The following is a 21,399-nucleotide window of genomic DNA, read 5'->3' as shown; positions in this document are numbered from 1 at the left end:
CGTTTCCTTGCTCATGCGTTCGCGAATTTACGACGGCCAGGTCCCTGAACCGCGCGGCGCGAGGGAAGCTGGATGCCCAGGAAGCTAGGCGGCTTGCGCGGCCCGGCGATGACCGCCAGCAGCGGCGCGTCGATGACGGAGGTGACATCCTCGGCGCCGCGGACGCGGCGCCCGAAGAGCTCGATCAGCAGCGAGGCCAGAATGCCAAAGCCCAGGCCGAAGCCAAGCGCGCCGAACATGATCAGCGGCATATTGGGGAAGCTGGGGTTCTGCGGGGTCACGGCGCTGCCGAGCGGAACCAGGTTGGTCTCGCCGATTTCGGCTTCCTGACGCAGTTCGGCGGTGCGCGCGGCGGCCTTCTCGAACTGGACGCGACGCAGGTTCACCTCGGCCTGGAGTTGGCGCAGGCGCTCGACCTGATCGCGCTGGCCGATCACCTTGTTCTTCTGCCGCTCAAGGGCGCCCGAGCTCACCGAGGTGGCTCCTGCCATCGCGCCCATCGCGCTGCGTTCCTGCGCGACCTGGCCGGCCATCACCGCGCGCTGCTGACGCATGGCCAGCAGGTCGGGGTGGTTCGGACCCAGGGTGCGGGAAGCCTGCGCGATCGAGGCGTCGATCTGGGCGAGTTGCAGCGACGAGGCCGAGGGGCCGGCGATGACCGGCGCGGCCGCAGCAGCGGAGGCCTGGGCCAGCGCGCTCAGCTTGGCGCTCTCGACGTCGATTTCGCCGTCCTGAAGGACGATGCCGGTCTGCTTTTCGTAGGCGGTCTTGGCGGCCTCGGCGGTGACCAGCACCGCCTTGGCCTTTTCGGTCTGAGCCGAATACCACTCGGCGGTCCGGCGAGCGGACTCGCGGCGGAAGGCCAGGCTGGTGTCGATGTAGGACTTGCGGAGCGCGTCGGCGACGGTGCGCGCGGCCTCCGGCGAGTTCGAGGTGTAGCTGATCTCGAGGATGTTGCTGCCCTCGATCATCGACACGCCGGTGCCGTCGATCACGCGCTGGGCGGCCCAGCGGCGGAGGTCGCGGTCATCGCCCGGGCTGCGCATGTCGTACTGGGTGATCATGTTCGGATCGTTGAGCCAGCCGAGGTCCTCGACCACTTGGCCGGCGACCCGGTAGTCCTTGATCAGCTCGATCTGGGTCTTGGTGTAGGCGCGGGCGAAACCGGCGCCGGTGACCTGACCGGTCAGCGGGTCGGGCTTCACCAGGTCCATCATGACGCGGGAGTAGGCCGAGTAGCGCGGCGGCACGATCATCGTGACGATGAAGGCGCCCAGGACGCAACTGATGGTCGCAGCGACGGTCACCCACCGCCGAGCCCACAGGATCCTGAGGAACTGGATAATGCTCATTGTCTGCCTCCGGCCCCCACGCCGCTTAGAACAAGCGCTCGCCGATGACGATGACGTCGCCGGGCTCGACCTTGTCGTCGAGATTGACCTTCAATTTCGTGCCGCCGCGAGTGACCTGCAGGCGGCGCTCCGAGCCGGCCGCGCCAAGACCGCCGGCCTTGGCGATCGCCAGGCGATAGGTCAGGCCGGTGGCGACCGGATAGGATCCCGGCGAGTTGACCTGGCCGCTGATGTAGAAGAGCTCGGCTTGCGGCGCGAAGATCTTGTCGCCCGGCGCCACGACCGGGTCCTGGGACGCGTCGCCCATGGCCAGATCCTTGATCAGCAGGCGCCGCTCAGGGCCGCCGTCGGCCGGACGCAGAACCACGTAGTCGGCGCCGGCGGCGTTGACCCCGCCGACCCGCGCCAGGATTTCCGAGAGCCGATACGACCGGTTGACGGTCACGAGGCCCGGCGACGTGACCGCGCCCAGCACGGTCACGTAGCGGCTCGAATAGGAGACCACTTCGACGTTCACGATCGGGCTGGCGAAGAAGCCGCCCGCCTGGAGCGCCGCGCGCACCTGCTCGCCCAGCGCCCGCGCCGTGCGGTCGCCCGCAGCGACGCGGCCGATCAGCGGCAGTTGGATGGTGCCGTCGGCGCCGATCCGGGCCCGCGTCTTGAAGTCGGCCCGACCAAGGACCTCGACATCGACGACGTCATCGGCGCCGAGGATGTAGTCCGGCGACGGCGCAGGCTGCGCATCCGGGGCGGCGACAGCCGGCGGAGCGACAGCCGGCGCAACCGGCTGCGCGTGGACGCTCAGCGGCACGGCGAGGCCGACGCTGATCGTCACAAGCATTTTGAGCGGGCTATTACGCATGGTCAGGCCTCAGTCCGATCAGAATCCCACAGACGCCGCCAGCGCGACGACTGTCCGAGTGTAAGTATATTGCGGGGCGTTGGCGTCCCGATCTTCGTAGCGCGTGCTCAGGGTCCAAGTGATCCGATCACTTTGCAGGAACGAAAGAGCCCCAAATACGGCGTAGCTGTCTGAGTCCGACAGAACCGGCGCGATGGCGGCGAACGCGCCGTCGGTTTCGGTTTGCGCAAACTCAGCGCCAGCCGACAATGCAATTCGCGAGCCAAAGTCATATCCGCCGGTCAGGCGGACGGTCGTGTTGAGGCTGTAGAGGCCGCCAAGGCTGCTGGCCGGCTGCACTTCGCGGCCGGCGGAGAATTCGGTCCGCAGGCGGGTGGTCGGCCGATAGATCAGGTCGAGGCGGTAGGTCGAGCCTTCGAAATCGCTGTTGGCGATGTTGGTGTCGGTTTCCACCACCGTATAGCCGTAGGTGATGATCCCCTGCAGCCGCGAGCTGATCCGACGCTCGAATGACACGCCGAGCGACTTGGTCTCATAGCCGCTCGCCGAGGTCGGCAGGATCCGGTTCGGATACTGCGTGTCGGTATAGCCGCCGAAGATCGTCAGCGTTCCCAAAGCGGGACGGGCGTAGGTGACGCCCAGCGTCCCGTCCCAGGTTTCCGAATCATTCTGGAACACAACGGCGTTGCTGTTCTTGTTCCAGCTCTTGTGAGCCCCGACCGCCAGACCGAGCCCAGTGCCGCGCGAACATCCGAAGTCAGCCCCGACACGCGTGCTTTCCATCGCGTTCTCGGAGTCGGTCAGCGTCACCGTCTGGAGGTTGGCCTGGCCATGATAGGCCTGGATGGCGACCTGCCCCTCGCAGGGGCCGAACCGCAGGTTCATCCCGCCGGACAGATCCAGGTTCTCGCTGTCGAGATTGGTGTTGTTATCGTGAAAATCGTAGCCGACGCTGCCACGCAGGAAGATCGACTGACGGCTCACCGGCAGCAGAACGTCCGCGGTCACCGCCGGGCTGAAAATCGTGTCTTCGCGGGTGACGCCGCGCAACGCAGCGGTGGCCTCGTCCGAACGCGCGACATTGGAGTCATGCAGCACGGTCGCCTGCACTCCGAAATTCACGCTACGCGTATCCTGCGCCAGCGCCGGCGTCGAAAGCGCCGTGACGCCCAGCAGCGTACTAAAGACGAACTTCCCGTATTGCATGCGCATGCCCCCCATTTCGTAACGCTTTCTGATCGGCGAAAGCCTTCAGAGAGATAGCGCCCGCGATTTGCGCGTGCACTAACAAAGTAGGCTTTAGTTTGTGAACAATCTGCTCATGAACAGAGCGGTTAACTAGCGCTTCCCGAGAAGTACGCGCCGTATTGTGCCAATAAGGTTGCGCGCAGCCTCTGCTGACGCTGCACGCCGCGCAGCGCTCGCAACTTCCGTGCCGCGCAAGTCAGGCTTCGGCTGCAGGGTGGCGGTGAGCGCCCCGAGCCGGGCCTTGACCAGCCGCTTGCGCCGCGCCTGCGACGGCTGCATCAGGTCGATCTCCCCCACGTCCAGCGGCTCGATGCTGAGCGCCCCGGCCGCGGCGGCGGCCTCCAGGATTTGCACGCCGGCCTCGGATCGGGCGACGATCAGGCTTCGCCCGTCCTGCTCGTCGAAACTCGGATAACCGCTCTCGCCGCCGTACCACGCGTCGGCGCAGGCGATGTCAGCCGCTCCGCCCACGGCGTCCGAACAAATCTTGCAGCGGAACTGGACCTCCTTCGACAGGTGGCCGCCCCAGCTCTCGGCGTAGGACATCTTGGCCACGGCGCCGTCGCGGGTGGTCGCCGCCGCCGTCCCGGGCCAGCCCTGGCCGCGGAACCGGAACGCGGCCACGTCCTCGAACGGGACGTCCATCGCCTTGAGTATTCTGCGGACGCCATCGTGGCTCGGCATGCCGCCGCAGAAGAACGACAGCATCAGCGGCACGTGCCGGTCGACCCGTTCGTCGCGCAGCGCCAGCCGGCGCAGAGCCGAGACGTCGCAAGGCTTGCCGACGAACGCCATGCGCCCGCCAAGCGCCAGCGCCTCGTCGATCTGGCTCAGCGGCGAAGAGGCGGTGTAGCGCGATCCCGCCCCCGCCAGGATTTCCGCGGGCGTCCTCGAACAGACCGTGATGTTGGCGGTCGGATTGTCGGGATCGGCCTTGATGTGAAAGACGCGGTCGATGAAGCCAGTGCTCAGGGCATGAATGAGGATCGCCGACAGCGCGCCGCCCGAAGAGCCCTCGAAGCGCACCTCCTCGTCGGTGGCGAAGCCTGTCCAGATGCTGCGCCACGGGCCCCAGTAGGGATGCAACTGCGCCGTCCGGTCCCAGGCGGCGGCGACCGCGCCCGGACAGGACTGGGCTATGGCGGCCTCGGCAGCCTCGGTGATCGGAGCGGTCTGGACAGGGCGGCTGTAGCCCGGCGGCGTCATGCTCATGCCGATCGCACCATCCGACACGGCCGCGCAAAGCCCGCATCCTGTGCAAAGCTGACCGCGGAGCACGCGTTCGACGGTTGGTGATGCCGGCAAGGCCATACTAAGTTCCCTACGCCGCGCCGATTACGCGCAGACCCGCTACAACAAAAAAAGGTTTCGCGGCGGTTTAGCGGCGACTGGCTCACGAATATCAAGCCACGTAGTAACCCGTCTTTAGATGTCTGACTGTAACGAGAGACTCTCACGCGTGGACATTAATGGCGAGACGGTGGCGGTTTCAGACGTCGTTGTTGCGGAAGCGGCGCCCCCGATCGGCGCCAAGGACGGCTCGCGACGCCTCAGGCTCTGCCTGGCGGCCTCGGGCGGCGGACACGTGCGCCAGCTGCTCGACCTTGAGAACATCTGGTCCAAGCACGACTATTTCTTCGTCACCGAGGACACGGCGCTAGGCGCGAACCTCGCCGAGAAGCACCGCACCTACTTCGTGCCGCACGTCGCCATTGGCCAGGCTCGGCTTGGCTCGCCGCTGCGCATGATCGGCGCCGGCGTGCGCAACTTCTTCAGATCGGCGGCGATCATCGCCCGCGAGCGCCCGGACGTGGTCATCTCGACCGGCGCCGGCGCAGTCTTCTTCGCCGTGGCCTGGGCGCGCCTGCGCGGCGCCCGCACCGTGGTGATCGACTCCTTCGCCCGGTTCGACCGCCCGTCCCTCTTCGCTCGGATCGCCGCGCCGATCGCCCACGACATGGTGGTGCAGTCGCCGGCGCTGGCCTCCCACTTCCCGAAGGCCAAGGTGTTCGATCCCTTCCGGCTGCTGGACGAGGCCCCGCCCGCCAAGAAGCCGCTGCTGTTTGCGACCGTGGGCGCGACGCTGCCGTTCGAGCGCCTTGTCTCATCGGTAGCCGAACTAAAGGCCCGCGGCGGCCTGCCGGAAGATGTGATCATCCAGACCGGGGTCGGGGCGCAGAAACCCGAGGGCGTGGAGTCCGTCGAGACCATGTCCTTCGACCGCATCCAGGAACTGCTGACCGAGGCCGACATCGTCGTCTGCCACGGCGGCACCGGCTCGCTCATCACCGCCCTGCGCAAGGGCTGCCGGGTGGTGGCCTTCCCCCGCCTGATGGAAAAGGGCGAGCACTACGACAACCACCAGGCCGAGATCACCGGCGCGTTCGCGGCCCGTGGCCTGATCGCCGTCGCCAACTCGGCCGACGAGCTCGAAGCGGCGCTGGAACAGGTGCGCTCGCGACCGCCCGTGCTGGCCACCACCGACGCCAGCGAACTCATGCGCTACCTGGAAGACGTGCTCGACCAAGAGCGCGCCCGGCGCCGCCCCCAAACGCAAAGAGCGTGACGGCCGGCTTGGCCATCACGCTCTCCGCTTAGTCTTGGCGCCCTTGGGGTTCAGGCCTGACGGCCCAAACCCTTCGGGAACACTGGCGCCCTAGAGGACGAAGTCCGAGCCTTCCAGGGCGTGCGAACCGGCCAGCTTGATGGTCAGGTCCGCGACCTTGTCGCCGTTCATGTCGCCGTAGACGGTGGTCTCGCCCTTGACGACTTCGTAGCGCAGTTGGCCCGCCTGACCGCTGAACGCCTTCGTACCGATGAAGTCGTACTTGTCGTTCGCGGCCGTCTTGGTGTTCGCGTCAAGCTCGCTGAGCACGATGCGATCGCCCTGAGCATGCGAGAAGTCCTCGATCCGATCGACCGAACCCAGGTCAGCCGGACGGAACACGAAGTTGTCCGCACCAGCGCCGCCGGTCATCGTGTCGGCGCCCGGGCCGCCTTCCAGTCGGTCGTTGCCAGCACCGCCCAGCAGGACGTCGTTGCCATCGCCGCCGATCAGCGAGTCGTTGCCATTGCCGCCGTCGAGACGGTCAGCACCGGCGTCGCCCAGCAGGCGGTCGTTGCCATCGCCACCCGAGAGGGTGTCGTTGCCTTCACGGCCGCGCAGGATGTCGTCGCCGCCCATGCCCGACAGATTGTCGGCCTTGGTGGTGCCCGAGATGTCGTTGGCCAGGGCGTTACCCGTGCCGACGGTGGCGCCTTCCTGCAGCTTCAGGGTCTCGACGTTGTCGGTCATGGTGTAGTTGACCGAAGCGTAGACCAGATCGTCGCCGCCATTGGCGCCTTCGACCACCTTATCGTCGGCGTCCTTGATGATGTAGACGTCGTTGCCGGCGCCGCCGATGAGGGTGTTAGCGCCCTCGCCGCCCGTCAGGGTGTCATGACCAGCGCCGCCCTCGAGCTGCATGTTGGTCTTGCCGGTGACCGTCAGGCGGTCATTGCCGGAAGTGCCCTTCAGGATGGTGGAGCCGCCGGGGTTGGGCGTCGGATCCGGAGTCGGATTGGGCGTGGGGTCCGGAGTCGGATCCGGGATCGGATCAGGCTTCGGTTCCGGCGTCGGGGTCGGATCGGGCTTCGGGGTCGGGGTCGGGGTCGGCGCGCCGCCCGGCAGCGGGAAGCTCGAGATGCTTCCGGCCTCACCCTCGTTAGCCTTGATCCACGCGTCGATCTTGGCGATCTCGGCGGCGGTCAGAGCCTTGATGGTGACGTTGCCGCTGTTGGCGGTGGTCGTCGTACCCGCCAGGTTGAAGCTGGCCGCGTCGTTGTTCGTGATCTTGGCGTTGGTCGAGTTGCTGATCCGGATCCACGACGTCATATCGCCGTAGGGAGCCACTGTGTTGCCATCGACGGTCAGGCCGTTGGTGTTGGCGACCATGATGCCGTTGTACATCCCGCCAGCGACCACGTTGTCGGTCACGGTCACGCGGTCGTAGCCGATGCCCGCCTGGTCGGTGATGAAGATGCCCTGGATGATGCCGCCTTCGCCGCGGGCGATGACGTTGCCGCTCACCACGATGTCATGCGCCTTCGCGGCCGCGCCGCGGGTCAGGAACTGAATGGCGTCCGGGTGGTCGCCAGTAGCCGGCTTGAAGTCGTGGAACGAGTTGTTCAGCACCTGCACATTCGACGTGCCGGCGGAGATCACGCCATCCGCACGCATGTCATGCATGTTGTTGTCTTCAATGCGGACATTGCTGCTGTCCATCATGCTGATGCCGTGAGCGAGTTCATGGAACTCAGAACCGGTCACAGTCACGTTGGTGCTCTGGCGAATGAGCATCGCATTCTGGTCGTCGCCCGGGTTGTTGTTCAACGACCCGTGGAAGTTGATGTTCTCGAAAGAGATGTTCTTCGAGCTGTTGACTTGGGTGTTCCACACCGTGGACGGCTTGCTGTAATCCATGTGCAGGTTCTCGAACGAGAGACCTTGGCTGTTCGCCACGGTCAGCCCGGTCAAGGTCGCGGGATTACCGACGTCCTTCGAGGTGATCGTCACGGTGCCGTCAAACACGACACCCTTCAGCGAGACATTGCCGTAGTTACCGGCCGAAAGAAGGATCGTATCGCCCGACTTTGCAGTCGTCAGAGCGGCACGAAGAGTTTCTGCACTATTAACAGTAATATTAGTCACGTAGGGAGACCCTCACTATTGGTGGCCAAAGTCCGGCGCGGCTAAAAGCACCAAGGCCAACGAATGTGAGCGACTATCTACATACTCGATCCCGCCGCATACAGGTGACGGAACGTCGCAACAAACCTGAAACAAGCCCAATTTAGACTGCCCTGGACCTCGAACTTCACTGTTGATTCGGGGCAAGGTCATGTCCTGATTGGGGCAGAATCCAGGCGATTCTCGGCTATTCTTCAGTTCTCCTTGTCTAGCACCAAAAGAAAACCCGCCGCTGCAGGCCATGCAGCGGCGGGTCGGGGGTCCTAATCGGCTTTCGCGCCGGCTCAGAGCATGAAGTCGGCCGACGTGAGCTTGGAGACACCAACCACGTTTATCTCGAAGTCGGCGACACGGTCGCCATTCATGTCGCCGTACACGTGTGCGTCGCCGTTAATGACCTGGAACCGCAATTCACCGGCTTTCCCGCTGAAAGCGCTGCTCCCGATGAACGTGAACTTGTCGTTCGCGGCCGTATTGACGTTGGCGTCGAGCTCGGCGAGCAGGATTTTGTCTCCCTGCGCGGACGAGAAGCCTTCGATCCGATCCACGCCGGCCAGGTCGGTGGGGCGGAAGACGAAGCTGTCCGCACCGGCGCCGCCGATCAGGGTGTCGGCGCCCGGGCCGCCTTCCAGCCGGTCATCGCCGTCGCCGCCGACAAGAACGTCATTGCCGTCCGATCCGTAGAGGCTGTCGGCCCCGGCGCCGCCCTCGAGCCGGTCGTTGCCGGCGTCGCCCAGCAGGCGGTCGGCGCCGTCGCCGCCCGACAGGGTGTCGTTGCCTTCCCGGCCGCGCAGGACGTCGTCGCCGCCCAGGCCCGACACGCTGTCCGAGCCGGTCGTGCCCGAGATGTCGTTAGCCAGCGCATTGCCGACCCCGACGGACGCGCCGTCCAGCATCTTCAGGTTCTCGACATTGTCGGTCAGCGTATAGTCGACGAAGGCCTGGACCGTGTCGATGCCGCCGTTGACGCCCTCGACCACCAGGTCGTCGCCATCGGTGATCTGGTAGACGTCGTCGCCAGCGCCGCCCACCAGGGTGTTGGCGCCCGCGCCACCGGTCAGGACGTCGTTACCAGCGCCGCCTTCGAGCCGCATGTTGGCCTTGCCGCTGGCCGTGAGGCGATCGGCGCCGGCGGTGCCGACGACCACCAGAGGCGCGGCGTCGGGGATGCTGACCACCGGATCCGTCGGCTTCGGCGACGTCGTCGGCGTGCTCGGCTCAGTCGGCTTCGTCGGCTCGGTCGGAGTCGTCGGAACGGTCGGAGTCGTCGGGGTCGTCGGCGTGGTCGGAGTCGTGGGGGTGGTCGGCGTGGTCGGCGCGCCGCCTTCCAGCAGTCCGATCAGATTGGCCGTTTCGCCGCCGTTCGCGATCAGCCACGCCTTGACGTTGGCCACTTGCTCGGCGGTCAGCTTGGGGATGATCGCGTTGCCGGAGTTCGTGCCCGTCGTGCCGGTCAGATTGTAGACCATCGACTCGTTGTTGGTGACCTGGGCGTTGGTCGAGTTGTTGATGCGGATCCACGAGTTCATGTCGGCGTAGGCCGCGACCGTGTTTCCGTCGACCACCAGGCCGTCGACGTTGGCGACCATGATGCCGTTGTACATGCCGCCGACGACGACGTTGTCGGTGACGGTGACCCGCAGGTAGCCGATGCCGATCTGGTCGGTGATGAAGACGCCCTGGATGATGCCGCCTTCGCCGCGGGTGATCAGGTTGCCGTCGACCACGATGTCATGCGCCGCTTCGGTCGTGCCGCGGGTCAGGAACTGGATGGCGTCGGGGTGGTCGCCTTCAGCCGGGTAGAAGTTCGTGAAGACGTTGCCGACCACCTGCACGTTCGACGTGCCGGCGCTGATGACGCCGTCGGCGCGCATGTCGTGGAAGCTGTTGCCCTCGATGCGCACGCCGTTGCTGTTCATCATGCTGACGCCGTGGGCCAGCTCGTGGAACTCCGAACCCGTGATCCGCACATCCGAGCTGTTGCGGATCAGCAGCGCGGACTCGTCGTCGGCCGGGTTGTTGTTCAGGGAGCCGTGGAACTCCATGTTGCGGAACTCGATGTTGCTCGAGTCGGTGATCTGGGAGTTCCAGACCGTCCACGGCGAGCTGAAGTCGAGGTGCAGGTTCTGGAAGGTCAGGCCTTCGCTGCCGCTGACCACCAGGCCCGTCAGGGTCGCCGGGTTGCCCGGATCCTTCGAGGCGATGGTCACGTTGCCGTCGAACACCAGTCCCTTGATTTGGACATTCGAGTAATTGCCGGCGTCCAGAAGGATGGTGTCGCCAGCCTTGGCAGCCTTAAGCGCCGTCGTCAGAGATTGAGCGCTGTTCGCCGTGAGTATTGCCACGATGTTTCTCCGCCACCAGTACCGGTCCGACTTGGATGAAGCCGAGATCCGAATGCCCCGTTGTGGACTTACGAGTAGCAACCACCCGCTTGCGTTGCGTTTAATCGAATAGGTTAATTGCGGTATAACCTAAACAATTGGAAACCATACCGATCTGGACACTTCCCAAGCCACGCACGGGATTAGCGCCACGCCCACCCATGCTGGCGATCAGCTCGAAAGCGGTCGGTTATTAGGAAAGCGCCGTTTCAGGTCTGCTGAGCAGCGAGCGTGCGCGTGCGGCGCCGGCGGCGATAGGCGTCCAGGGCCGGCCGCTCGACGAGATGCCAGGACAGCGCCGCCAGCGGCAGGGTCGCGGCCATGACCACGAGCGTCAGCAGCAGATGCGCCTGGGTGGGCCAGAACGCATAGATGCCGACCATCACCGGATAGCCGTAGATGTACATGCCGTAGCTGTAGTCCGGCCAGTTCGCCGACGCCGCCCGCGCCTTCGCGGTCAGGAAGCCTCCACACAGCACGGCATAGCCGATCAGCAGCGCCCGCATGTGCACGCCAGCCCCGACCTGGTGAGCGGCCAGGGTGAGCACAAAGATGACCAGCAGGATCCACCAGGAGAGCGGGATCTTGTCGCGATAGATGTAGGCGGCGACGCCCAGGGCGAACGCGCCCCAGAGGCGGTCGAACATATTGATGTTGTAGGCGAGGCCCTCGCCCACCAGGCCGCGGATCGCGTCCTGCACCAGCGGGACATCCCACAACAGGACCCCAACCAGCGTCGCAGGAAGAACCAGCCACTTCATGATCGCCGGCCGCGCGAGGCCCAGCGCCCCCAGGATCGCCAGCAGGATGTAGCAGCGGACCTCCCAGGGCAGGGTCCAGAGAGAGCCGTTGAGCACGCAGGCCTCGCCGCCGCACTCGACTCCCGTCAGGCGGTACGAAGCGACGGTGAAGGACAGGTTGGTCGCGATGAAGCGCGCGGTGTCGCCGCCGAAATAGGCGCTCATCGGCGCCGAGGTCACGAACGCTCCGGCCAGCACGGTCAGCAGGATGCAGAGCGCGAGCCCCGGCCAAAGCCGCACGAACCGCGCCGTCAGAAACCGCGTGGAGCTGCCCAGGCGCAGAAGGCTCGGATAGACTAGGAAGCCGCTGAGGAAGAAGAAGCCGTCGACGGCGTAGGCGGAGATCGGGGCCCCCAGGAAGGCGCTCAAATCATCGGCGCCTTCGATGCCATAGGCCATGAAGTAGCAGTGGGTGTAGATCACCGAGCTGGCCAGCAGCAGCCGCATGGCGGTGAAGTTGTTGCCCTCGGCGCTCAGGCTCTGTTCACTGATCCGCATTCCGAGCCCCATGTCACCCCGCCTCGCCCGTCGCGTCGCCCAGCCTTGAAACTCGCGCTTGAACCTTAAGTTTACGACAACCAACCGCGTTCAGGTCGCGCCAATATTGATGAATCGTCAACGTCGAGTGCGCATATCTGCCGCAGGGACCGTCGTCGGGGCGGCCCGGTCTGACGGGACGAGCCTGCGACTGAGATGAGCCAGACGCCAGCCGCCCTCGATCATGGCTCGCGGCCTCGCGTCAGCGTGGTCGTCCCGCACTACAATGACCTCGTCGGGCTCGACCGTTGCCTGAGCGCGCTGCAGGCGCAGACCCTCCCCGCCGGCGAGTTCGAGATCATCGTGGCCGACAACGCCTCGCCGGTCGGCGAGGCCGCGGTCGCGGAGGCCATCGGCGGCCGCGCCCGTCTGGTCGTCGTCACCGAGCGCGGGGCCGGTCCGGCCCGCAATGGCGGCGTCGCCCTCGCCGGCGGCGAGATCCTGGCCTTCACCGACTCCGACTGCATCCCCTCGCCGCAATGGCTGAGCGAGGGCCTCGCCGCCTTGGGCCGCAGCGACTTCGTCGGGGGTGGGATGGAAGTCCTGGTCGGCGACGCGGCGAACGTGACCGGCGCCGAAGCCTTCGAGCTCGTCTTCGCCTTCGATAATCAGGCCTATGTCGAGCGCAAGGGCTTCACCGTCACCGCCAACCTCTTCTGCCCGGCCGCCCTGTTCCGGCAGGTCGGCGGCTTCCGGGTCGGTGTCTCGGAGGATCTCGAATGGTCCCACCGGGCCCGCGACGCCGGCTTTGCGATCGGCTATGCGCCGCGCGCCCTCGTCGCCCACCCAGCGCGCCGGACCTGGGCCGAACTGACCGGCAAGTGGCGCCGCCTGAACCACGAAACGTTCGGCATCGTCGCCGCTCGCCCGCGGGGCCGGCTCACGTGGCTGGTCCGCAGCCTGCTGCTGCCGCTCTCCGCACTCGCCCATACACCGCGGGTGCTGACCAGCCCTCGGCTGCGCTCGGCGCGGCAGAAGACGGCCGCCCTCGTCACGCTCTATCGCCTGCGCATCTGGCGCGCGGCGGACGCCCTGAGCCTGCTCGCCAGGACCGGAGCCTGACGGCCCATGCATGTCGCGGTCTGCATCGTCGCCTTTCGCAACACCGACGACATCGTCGGCTGTCTTGCAGCGCTGGGCGCCTCCAACCATCGCGACTTCGAAGTGGTGATCTGTGAGAACGGCGGCGAGGCCGCGTTCCAGGCGCTGCTGGCCTGCCTGCCCGCCGCCCTGCCCGACGGCCAAGTCGTCCGCGCCGTCCGCGCGCCGCGCAACCTGGGCTATGCCGGCGGCGTGAACGTATGCCTGGCCCAGGCGCCGGGCGCCGACGCCTGGTGGGTCCTGAACCCCGACACCCTTCCCGGCCCGGACTCGCTGGCCCGTCTGGCCGCCCGGCTGGCGGAAGGCGATTGCGACGCCGTCGGCAACACCGTCTACCTGCCCGACGGCCGGGTGCAGTCCCACGGCGGCCGCTGGCGCTCCTGGCTGGCGCGGGCCGTCTCGCTGGGTCACGGCTCGCCGCACGGCGGCGCGGTCGACCAGGCGCAGGTCGAGCGCGATCAGAGCTACCTCAACGGCGCCTCGATGATGATGGGCCGGCGCTATCTCGAAATCGTGGGACCGATGCGCGAGGACTACTTCCTCTACTGCGAGGAAGTGGAATGGTGCCTGCGCGGACTGAGGCGGGGCATGCGCCTGGGCTATGCGCCGGGCGCGGACGTCCTGCACGAGGCCGGCACCACAACCGGCTCCTACGATCACATCCGCAGCCGCCCACGTACGCCGATCTATCTCGGCGAGCGCAACAAGATGCTGACCACGCGCGACACCTATCCGCTACGGCTGCCAGTGGCCGCTGCGGCCGCGCTCGCGCTGATGTGCCTTCGTTTCGGACGCGCCCGCGCGTGGCGCCAGCTCGGCTACGCCCTGCAGGGCTGGTCGGCTGGGCTGCGCGGCGAGCGGGGCCCGCCGCGCTGGCTCGACGTCAGCTAACGCTGGCCGGGCGGCTCTGCTCGAGCTCGCCGTTCATGGCGCGATAGACCATCGCCGTGACGATGCCCATGAGCATGAAGATCAGCGGGTGGTTGTCCTGCTGGCTGAACACCGACTTGATGACGATGAAGTTCACCAGCGCGATCGCCGCGGGCATGAAGAAGCTCAGCTCGCCCGTCGGCGCGCGCACCGCGTACTTGGCGGCGTAGTAGGTCGAGGCGATCAGCATCCCATAATAGACGACGAAGCCGATCAGCCCGTACTCCAGGCCGATGGCCAGATAGTAGGTGTCGATCGTCTGGATGCCCGCTGGGCTGACGAAGCCCAGGGTCGACCCCGACGTCCCCGCCCCGTGGCCCCAGGGGGCCTTCAGGATCATGGGAATGCCCATGTCGTACTGCGCGCCGCGCGAGGCCGTGCTGGCCGCGGTGTCGCCGCCGCCCCAGACCATGTTGCGCAGCCGGCCGACGAACATCGTCGCGGTGATGAACAGGGCGAAGATCGCCGGATAGGCCAGCACGATCGCGGGAGCCAGCAGGCTGCTCTTGTTGGCCCGCCAGCGCAGGCCGCTCCACAGCAGCAGGTACAGCATGAACGCCAGCAGGAAGCCGACCATGCCCAGGCGCGAGTCGGTGATGATCACCACATAGAGCATCAGCGGCATGGTCGCGGCGGCCGCGACGCGGGTGAACAGCTTCTTCCCGAACATCACGAAGTGCAGGATGAACGGCGCCGTCAGCGCCAGGAACTCAGCCAGACCCAGCGAGGTCGTGAACGTGCTCTGCACACGGTAGAGGCCGGTGGCCGAACGCACGCTGCCGGTCAGCGCCCGTATGACGCTCTCGTCCTCCACCTTCAGGAAGTTCGGCACATAGGCGCCCCACGAGGGACGGCTGATCTTGTACTCGAAAATCCCCATCAGGCAGACGACCAGCGTGACCGCCCACAGGATCACCGCCCAGCGGTGCACCCGGCCAGGTTTGAGGAAGACGTAGCAGCTGGCGAAATAGATGGTCGTCCAGGTGAGCTGTGCATTGATCACGCGCTGGATCGACTGGTCCTTCTCGGCGGAGAAGGCGATCGTGACGATCTGCAGGACGATGAAGCCGGCCAGCAGCTTGTAGACCAGCGGCGTCGCGTTCAGGGACGCCTTCATCTGGGCCCGGAAGTCCGGCGACATCGAGTAGCTGATCGCCAGCACCAGGGCCAACGGCGCGCCGACCAGGCGCATCAGCGTGATCCACGGCAGACCCGGCAAGGCGATCGCCAGATAGTTCGGCCACAGGAACAGCACGATGATGAAGGCGAAGCTCAGCCCGTACAGCGTTCCGACCGGCGCCGACTTGGTGTCGGGAAGCGCCCAGATGGTGACAAACGCCAGCAGGATGATCGGAATCACCAACTGCTTGATCAGGAACGGCGTCGTCAGGCCGTACAGGAAGCCGAAGAACAGGCAGAATCCCGCGAACGCCAGCAGCAGCACCGCCTGCACCAGCCGTCCGGGACCCGGCTTTGCGTAGGGCCTCAGGATAACCGGCCGAGAGGCCTGGCCGCTATTGTCGCTCCCCGCCCACATCAGGGCCTCTCCCGGCTTTCCGGCGCGCCAAACAGCGGCGCGCATGCGCTTCAAAATCACTCGCCGCTGAACATCCTAGCGGCAAGCGTCCACAACGTGGCGCCCATGCATTAACATTCCGGGCAGCGACCACTAAGCTGGCATAGCCTTGTTTGGTGAAATCTGTAGAGTGCGCCACTTGGTGCTCAGGAGCCGTTCGCTCCACCTTTTAAGTAATTGTTAGTCGTGCTCAGTCCCCATCAGGTCTGATTGGGAGGCGCCAGGCCTCCTGCGTCAATTTACCTCGGCTTGCGCAGGTCATGACGGGCTATGGTCCCGCCGGTCAGCGGGGGCTGCGAACGATATAGAGAAGACGCGAACCCCATGGCTGATTATCTGGTTTCCAGCGCCGCCCAACTCACGACCGCACTTGGCTCGGCCAAGGCCGGCGATCGCGTTCTTCTTGAAGCCGGCAATTATTCCAATGTTCAACTGAAGGGCCTCGTGTTCGACGGCACGGTGACCATCTCGTCCCGCGACCCCGGCAATCCGGCGACGCTGACCGGCCTGACCGTCAGCAATAGCCAGGGCCTGTCCTTCAACAACCTTCATCTGGACTTCAGCTCGCCCTGGACCGTGTGGAACGCCCAGATCGTGAGCTCGAGAAACATCGAGTTCAACGGCCTCAACATCCACGGCTCGATGAACAACAATCCGGCTGACGATCAGTCGGGCATCCTGGTCAGGGACAGTTCCAGCGTCTCGATCACCGGTTCGGCCTTCCAGCAGCTCGACCATGCCATCAGCCTGTCGGGCAGCACCGGCGTGCGAATCGAGAACAACCGCATCCACGATATCCGCGCTGACGGCGTCATCGCGGTCGGCTCGTCCAGCGTGCAGGTCATCGGCAACTCGTTCACCGACTTCTATCCGGCGGCCGGCGACCACCCCGACGCGATCCAGTTCCTGACCCGCGGCGCGACCGCCAATGCGCGCGACATCGTGGTCAGCGGCAACCTCATCACCCGCGGCGCCGGCGGGATCATCCAGGGCATCTTCATCACCGATCAGATCGGCCTGGGCTACGAGCGCGTGACCGTCACCGACAACGTCGTCGTCGGCGGCATGTACAACGGCATCATGGTGACGAGCGCCAACGGACTGGTGGTGACCGGCAACTCCGTGATCGCCTACGCCGACATGAACTCGTGGATTCGCATCAACGACTCCACCAACGCCCAGGTCGCCAACAATCAGGCGATGATCTTCAACCTGGCCGGCACCACCAACCTCACCCAGTCCGGCAACGCCATCATCGCCGCGATCCAGGAAAACTCGACCAGCCCCCTCGCCCACTGGGTCTGGGGCACCGGCGGCGACGACCAGCTCAGCGCCCGCATCGATGGCGGCAGCCGCATCGAGGGCGGAGCCGGCAACGACATCATCACCGGCCGCGACTATGCCGACTACCTGCGCGGCGGCGACGGCGCCGACAACATCCAGGGCGGCGGCGGCAACGACGACATCAACGGCAACATGGGCAATGACACCCTCCACGGCGGCGCCGGGGACGACTGGGTGTCTGGCGGCAAGGACAACGACCTGCTGCTGGGCGGCGCGGGCGCCGACCTCGTGCTCGGCAACATGGGCAACGACACGCTCCATGGCGAGATCGGCGACGACACCGTCCGTGGCGGCCAGAACGACGACGTGATCTTCGGCGGCGACGGCAATGACTGGCTGTCGGGGGACCTTGGCGCCGACACCATGAGCGGCGGCGCCGGCGCTGACACCTTCCACACCTTCGCCCAGGCGGGGATCGACGTGGTGACCGACTTCAACCGCGCCGAGGGCGACCGCGTCTTCATCGGCGACGGCGCGAGCTACACCGTCAGCCAGGTGGGCGGCGACGTGGTCATCGACCTGGTCGGCGGCGCGCGCATGGTTCTGTCCAACGTGGCCTTGTCCTCGCTGTCCGATGGATGGATTGTCTCCGCCTAGTAATTTGCGGAGGCGTCAGGTCCGGTGACTCCGTCCGCCGCGCCCCGCGGCCGCGAAGGAGTCCAGCATGTTCGAACCGGCGCCGCACCTTGATACGGCCCCCAGCTCGGAATCCCTGGCCCAGCAGGTGGCGCAACGCGGACCGGTGACGGTCCGCAACCTGCTCACCCTCAACGTGGCGCTACGGACCGCCAGCCCGGGCGCGACCATCGTTCTCGCGCCCGGCTCCTATGGCCAGGTCTCGCTCAGCGACCTCTCGTTCGACACGCCGGTCACGCTCGTCGCCAAGGGCGTCGAGACCAAGGGCCTGGTGCTCAACAAAGTCACCGGACTTCGGATTGTCGGCATGTCCGTCGCGTTGGACGAACCCGACGCCGGTCGCCTCGCGATCACCGACAGCCAGAACATCCGCATCAGCGAGCTCTCCGCCCGCGGCCTGCCCCGCGGCCAGGGTCTGTTCATCACACGCACCCGCAACATCCGCGTCGACAAGTCGAGCTTCGAAGGCTTCCGGAACGGCGTCGTCCATGCGGGCTGTTACGACATCGCCATCGAAGGCAACACCTTCCGGCGGCTCGGCGCTGACGGCGTCACCGGCGCCGGCACATCTCGGCTGCTGATCAAGGACAACGACTTCGCCGACTTCGCCCCGACGCCGGGCGCTCACCCCGACGCGATTCAGGTCTTCACCAAGGGCACGACGGCGTCGGCGGAAGATATCTCGATCATCGGCAACCGCATCCGGCGCGGCTCGGGCGGGATCCCGCAGGGCATCTTCATCACCGACCAGACCGGCACGCTGCCCTATCGCCGGATCGTGGTCCGCGACAACGTGATCGAGGGGGCCATGTATAACGGCATCGCCGTCTCGCACGCCGAGGACGTCGAGGTGTCAGGCAACTCCGTCCAGCCCTACGAGGGCATGAATTCGCGGATCAACGTCAACAGCGTGACCAGGGGCAAGATCTTCAACAACCGCTACTGGAAGCTGCTGCTGGCCGACAACGAGGACGTGGTCGTCCGCGACAAGCCCAGCCTCAGCCCCCAGCGGCCGCCGCGCTAAAGCAGCCGCCGGCTGAGCGGCTGGTCCTGATCGGCGATGTCGAGCAGATAGCGGCCATAGGCGGTCTTCTCGAACAGCTTGCCGCGCACGCGCAGCTGATCGCGGTCGATGAAGCCGTTGATGTAGGCGATCTCTTCCAGGCAGGCGATGTGCACGCCCTGGCGCTTCTGGACGGCGCGCACGAATTCCGAGGCCTCGACCAGGCTCTCGTGGGTGCCGGTGTCGAGCCAGGCATAGCCGCGCGACAGCTGTTCCACGAACAGGTCGCCGGCTTCCATGTACATGCGGTTGAGGTCGGTGATCTCCAGTTCGCCGCGCGCCGAAGGGCGAACCCGCTTGGCGTACTCGACGACCCGGTTGTCGTAGAAATAGAGCCCGGTGACCGCCTGCCGCGACTTCGGCTCGACCGGCTTTTCTTCCAGGCTGACGGCCCGGCCCGTGTCGTCCAGCTCGACGACGCCATAGGCCTGGGGCTGGTCGACCTCATACGAGAAGATCGTCGCGCCGCTGTCGCGGGTCGCGGCGTTGCGCAGCAGCTGGCTCATGCCGGCGCCGAAGAAGATGTTGTCGCCCAGCACCAGCGCCGCGCGTTCGTCGCCGACGAACGACTCGCCGATCAGGAACGCCTGGGCCAGCCCCTCGGGGCGCGGCTGGATGGCGTACTCGATGCGGAGCCCGAAGTTGGACCCGTCCTCGAACAAACGCCGGTAGTTCTCGATATACTCCGGCGACGAGATGATCAGGATGTCGCGGATCCCCGCCAGCATCAGCACCGACAGCGGGTAATAGATCATCGGCTTGTCGTAGATCGGCAGCAGTTGCTTGTTCACCGCCAGCGTCGCCGGGTGCAAACGCGTGCCCGAGCCGCCGGCCAGGATGATGCCCTTCATCTAAAGTCCTTGTTCCTGCTTGGCGGGAAGCAGCGCCTCAACAATGTCTTCCACCGCCGCCCGCCATGGGCGCGGATTGATCGCGTAGTCGCTGCGCAACTTGGCCGTATCGAGGCGCGAGTTGGCTGGCCGGCGGGCCGGCGTGGGATATTCGGCCGTGGTGATGGCCTCGACCTTCGGTACCGGATAGCCGCGCGCGGCGGCCATCTCGAAGACCGCCTGGGCCAGTTCGAACCAAGTGGCTTCGCCGCTGTTGACGAAATGATAGGTGCCGGTGGGCGCCGTTTGCGGCGAAGCGACCAGCCGCGCGGTGATGCGCAACAGCACCGCGGCGATGTCGGCCGCGCTGGTCGGACAGCCGCGCTGATCGTTGACGACCCGGATCTCGGGCCGTGTCTCGGCCAACCGCAGCATGGTCTTTATGAAGTTCGTGCCGTGCGGGCTCACCACCCACGCGGTGCGCAAGATCACGTGGCGCGGATTGCCGGTCCTGACCGCCTGTTCGCCGGCCTCCTTGGAGGCGCCGTAGATGCCAAGGGGCGCGACGGAGTCGCTCTCCTTGTAGAAACCGTTCTTCGAGCCGTCGAAAACGTAGTCCGTCGACACATGGATCAGCGGAATTCGGGCCGCGGCCGTCACCTGCGCCAACGTCGCGGGCCCAAGCGCGTTGGCGCGCCAGGCCTCGACGGCCTCGCTCTCGGCCCGGTCGACGGCGGTGTAGGCCGCACAGTTGATCACCGCCGCCCAGGGACGCGAGGCGACCATCGCAAAGATGGCGTCGGGATCGCTCAGATCGAGTTCCGCTCGGCCCGGCGCAACGACGTTCACGCCATCCGGCGCCTGCCGCATGACCTCGTACCCGACCTGGCCGCTTCCGCCGGTCAGCAGCACATCCGTCGTGGCGGCTGACGTCATGCGTTGACGGTCTTCAGGCCCAGGCGTTGCCCGGCGTCGCCCCGCGCCAGGATCGGCGCCCACCAGGCGTCGTTGGCCAGATACCACTGCACCGTCTTGTCGATGCCGGTCTCGAAGCTCTCACGGGCCGTCCAGCCCAGCTCCGCATCCAGCTTGCTGGGGTCGATCGCGTAGCGATGGTCATGTCCGGGACGATCGGCGACGAAACTGATCTGGTCCTTGTAGGACTTCCCGTCCGTGCGCGGCCGCAGCCGGTCCAAAGTCTCGCAGATCACGTTCACGACCTGCAGGTTGGTGCGTTCCGCGCGGCCGCCGATGATGTAGCTCTCGCCCGGCGTCCCGGCCTCGAACACCCGGGTCAGCGCGCGTGCGTGATCGTCGACATAGAGCCAGTCGCGCACATTGGCGCCCGCGCCGTAGACCGGCAGCGGCTCACCGGCCAGACACTTGACGATCATCAGCGGGATCAGCTTCTCGGGGAAGTGATACGGCCCGTAGTTGTTCGAGCAATTGGTGACCAGCACCGGCAGGCCATAGGTGTGGTGCCAGGCGCGAACCAGATGGTCGGACGAAGCCTTCGACGCCGAATAGGGCGAGCGCGGATCGTAGGCCGTGGTCTCGGTGAAGAATCCGGTGTCGCCGAGCGACCCGAAGACCTCGTCGGTCGAGATGTGGTGGAAACGGAACGCGTCCTTGGCTGCGCCCTCCAGGCCGCGCCAATAGGCCAGCACCTCGGACAGCATCACGAAGGTGCCGATGATGTTGGTCTGGATGAAGTCGGCCGGTCCGTCGATCGACCGATCCACGTGGGACTCGGCCGCCAGATGGGTCACCACGTCCGGGCGGAAGTCGCGCAGCGCAGCGCGCACCGCCCCGCCGTCGGCGATGTCCGCCTGCCGGAACATGTAGCGGTTGTTCCCAGCCACCCCGTCCAGGGAGCGCAGATCTCCGGCGTAGGTCAGCTTGTCGAGGTTCAGAACCTCATGCTCGGTTTCCGCGATCAGGTGCCTGATCAGCGCCGAGCCGATGAAGCCGGCGCCGCCGGTGACAAGAATGCGCAAAACCTACTCC

General features: G+C 66.1%; 16 protein-coding genes. 5 read left to right on the top strand and 11 right to left on the bottom strand.

Translation table 11 applies throughout. The annotated features are described in order from the left end of the window. Positions 1–11: 11 nt before the first annotated feature. The 4 genes from ASC79_RS21725 to ASC79_RS18015 all read right to left on the bottom strand — a co-directional run bounded on the left by ASC79_RS21725 (position 12) and on the right by ASC79_RS18015 (position 4,674). A complete protein-coding gene (locus ASC79_RS21725) occupies positions 12–1,352 on the bottom strand; it encodes a Wzz/FepE/Etk N-terminal domain-containing protein (protein WP_056021164.1) in 1,341 nt (446 codons plus the stop codon). 25 nt (positions 1,353–1,377) lie between these two features. Then, complete coding sequence (locus ASC79_RS18025; RefSeq protein WP_082532215.1) at positions 1,378–2,214, bottom strand: polysaccharide biosynthesis/export family protein; 837 nt, start codon at positions 2,212–2,214, stop codon at positions 1,378–1,380. Between the two features lie 18 nt (positions 2,215–2,232). Beyond that, positions 2,233–3,426 carry an outer membrane beta-barrel protein gene (locus ASC79_RS18020; RefSeq protein WP_056021169.1) on the bottom strand — a complete coding sequence of 398 codons (1,194 nt, stop codon included), beginning with the start codon at positions 3,424–3,426 and terminating at the stop codon, positions 2,233–2,235. A gap of 126 nt (positions 3,427–3,552) precedes the next feature. Next, positions 3,553–4,674, bottom strand: a complete 1,122-nt coding sequence (locus tag ASC79_RS18015) for a Coenzyme F420 hydrogenase/dehydrogenase, beta subunit C-terminal domain (RefSeq protein WP_162244305.1) — start codon at positions 4,672–4,674, stop codon at positions 3,553–3,555. 247 nt (positions 4,675–4,921) lie between these two features. Between ASC79_RS18015 and welK the strand changes: the two genes are divergently transcribed. After that, entirely contained in the window at positions 4,922–6,028 is a 1,107-nt protein-coding gene (gene welK, locus ASC79_RS18010) for a beta-1,4-glucuronosyltransferase WelK (RefSeq protein WP_200937225.1), read from the top strand. Positions 6,029–6,118: 90 nt separating this feature from the next. On the opposite strand, the gene ASC79_RS21720 is transcribed toward welK, so the two are convergent. From ASC79_RS21720 to ASC79_RS17995, 3 genes are all read right to left on the bottom strand, one after another. Further along, positions 6,119–8,032, bottom strand: coding sequence for a right-handed parallel beta-helix repeat-containing protein (locus ASC79_RS21720; RefSeq protein ID WP_056021174.1), 1,914 nt, complete (start codon positions 8,030–8,032; stop codon positions 6,119–6,121). 443 nt (positions 8,033–8,475) lie between these two features. Beyond that, positions 8,476–10,536 (bottom strand): right-handed parallel beta-helix repeat-containing protein, encoded by a 2,061-nt coding sequence (locus tag ASC79_RS18000; RefSeq protein ID WP_056021177.1) that lies wholly within the window; start codon positions 10,534–10,536, stop codon positions 8,476–8,478. 248 nt (positions 10,537–10,784) lie between these two features. Then, a complete protein-coding gene (locus ASC79_RS17995; RefSeq protein WP_082532211.1) occupies positions 10,785–11,885 on the bottom strand; it encodes an acyltransferase in 1,101 nt (366 codons plus the stop codon). A gap of 183 nt (positions 11,886–12,068) precedes the next feature. Between ASC79_RS17995 and ASC79_RS17990 the strand changes: the two genes are divergently transcribed. Together ASC79_RS17990 and ASC79_RS17985 are read left to right on the top strand one after the other, a co-directional pair. Next, positions 12,069–12,974, top strand: coding sequence for a glycosyltransferase family 2 protein (locus ASC79_RS17990; protein ID WP_200937224.1), 906 nt, complete (start codon positions 12,069–12,071; stop codon positions 12,972–12,974). 6 nt (positions 12,975–12,980) lie between these two features. Next, positions 12,981–13,904, top strand: a complete 924-nt coding sequence (locus ASC79_RS17985) for a glycosyltransferase family 2 protein (RefSeq protein WP_056021189.1) — start codon at positions 12,981–12,983, stop codon at positions 13,902–13,904. On the opposite strand, the gene ASC79_RS17980 is transcribed toward ASC79_RS17985, so the two are convergent. Further along, positions 13,897–15,525: an O-antigen ligase gene (locus ASC79_RS17980; protein ID WP_082532210.1), complete on the bottom strand. Its 1,629-nt coding sequence runs from the start codon at positions 15,523–15,525 to the stop codon at positions 13,897–13,899. The two genes, ASC79_RS17985 and ASC79_RS17980, sit on opposite strands and share 8 nt — an antisense overlap. Before the next feature lie 318 nt (positions 15,526–15,843). On the opposite strand from ASC79_RS17980, the gene ASC79_RS17975 reads away from it, so the two are divergent. Both ASC79_RS17975 and ASC79_RS17970 read left to right on the top strand, forming a co-directional pair. After that, positions 15,844–17,460 carry a right-handed parallel beta-helix repeat-containing protein gene (locus ASC79_RS17975; protein WP_056021195.1) on the top strand — a complete coding sequence of 539 codons (1,617 nt, stop codon included), beginning with the start codon at positions 15,844–15,846 and terminating at the stop codon, positions 17,458–17,460. A 67-nt stretch (positions 17,461–17,527) separates the two neighbouring features. After that, on the top strand, positions 17,528–18,523 hold the full coding sequence (locus tag ASC79_RS17970; protein ID WP_056021198.1) for a right-handed parallel beta-helix repeat-containing protein: 996 nt from the start codon (positions 17,528–17,530) through the stop codon (positions 18,521–18,523). On the opposite strand, the gene rfbA is transcribed toward ASC79_RS17970, so the two are convergent. Genes rfbA through rfbB form a run of 3 tightly spaced genes read right to left on the bottom strand, consistent with a single transcriptional unit; the run spans position 18,520 to position 21,389 of the window. Then, on the bottom strand, positions 18,520–19,413 hold the full coding sequence (gene rfbA / locus ASC79_RS17965; RefSeq protein ID WP_056021201.1) for a glucose-1-phosphate thymidylyltransferase RfbA: 894 nt from the start codon (positions 19,411–19,413) through the stop codon (positions 18,520–18,522). The two genes, ASC79_RS17970 and rfbA, sit on opposite strands and share 4 nt — an antisense overlap. Further along, complete coding sequence (gene rfbD / locus ASC79_RS17960; protein WP_056021204.1) at positions 19,414–20,328, bottom strand: dTDP-4-dehydrorhamnose reductase; 915 nt, start codon at positions 20,326–20,328, stop codon at positions 19,414–19,416. It abuts the gene before it with no gap. After that, entirely contained in the window at positions 20,325–21,389 is a 1,065-nt protein-coding gene (gene rfbB / locus ASC79_RS17955) for a dTDP-glucose 4,6-dehydratase (protein WP_056021207.1), read from the bottom strand. The genes rfbD and rfbB overlap by 4 nt, the downstream gene beginning before the upstream one ends. Positions 21,390–21,399: the final 10 nt, after the last annotated feature.

Source organism: Phenylobacterium sp. Root1290, from assembly GCF_001425305.1.
Lineage (GTDB): Bacteria > Pseudomonadota > Alphaproteobacteria > Caulobacterales > Caulobacteraceae > Phenylobacterium.
Note: the sequence above shows the minus strand (reverse complement) of the source record. Positions and strands in the feature narration are given on the sequence as shown.

Bases quoted from the DNA above. Each gene is read 5' to 3' on its own strand.
- ASC79_RS21725 (WP_056021164.1), bottom strand. From the start codon at position 1,352: ATGAGCATTATCCAGTTCCTCAGGATCCTGTGGGCTCGGCGGTGGGTG.
- ASC79_RS18025 (WP_082532215.1), bottom strand. From the start codon at position 2,214: ATGCGTAATAGCCCGCTCAAAATGCTTGTGACGATCAGCGTCGGCCTC.
- ASC79_RS18020 (WP_056021169.1), bottom strand. From the start codon at position 3,426: ATGCGCATGCAATACGGGAAGTTCGTCTTTAGTACGCTGCTGGGCGTC.
- ASC79_RS18015 (WP_162244305.1), bottom strand. From the start codon at position 4,674: ATGAGCATGACGCCGCCGGGCTACAGCCGCCCTGTCCAGACCGCTCCG.
- ASC79_RS17995 (WP_082532211.1), bottom strand. From the start codon at position 11,885: ATGGGGCTCGGAATGCGGATCAGTGAACAGAGCCTGAGCGCCGAGGGC.
- ASC79_RS17990 (WP_200937224.1), top strand. From the start codon at position 12,069: ATGAGCCAGACGCCAGCCGCCCTCGATCATGGCTCGCGGCCTCGCGTC.
- ASC79_RS17985 (WP_056021189.1), top strand. From the start codon at position 12,981: ATGCATGTCGCGGTCTGCATCGTCGCCTTTCGCAACACCGACGACATC.
- ASC79_RS17980 (WP_082532210.1), bottom strand. From the start codon at position 15,525: ATGCGCGCCGCTGTTTGGCGCGCCGGAAAGCCGGGAGAGGCCCTGATG.
- ASC79_RS17975 (WP_056021195.1), top strand. From the start codon at position 15,844: ATGGCTGATTATCTGGTTTCCAGCGCCGCCCAACTCACGACCGCACTT.
- ASC79_RS17970 (WP_056021198.1), top strand. From the start codon at position 17,528: ATGTTCGAACCGGCGCCGCACCTTGATACGGCCCCCAGCTCGGAATCC.
- rfbA (WP_056021201.1), bottom strand. From the start codon at position 19,413: ATGAAGGGCATCATCCTGGCCGGCGGCTCGGGCACGCGTTTGCACCCG.
- rfbD (WP_056021204.1), bottom strand. From the start codon at position 20,328: ATGACGTCAGCCGCCACGACGGATGTGCTGCTGACCGGCGGAAGCGGC.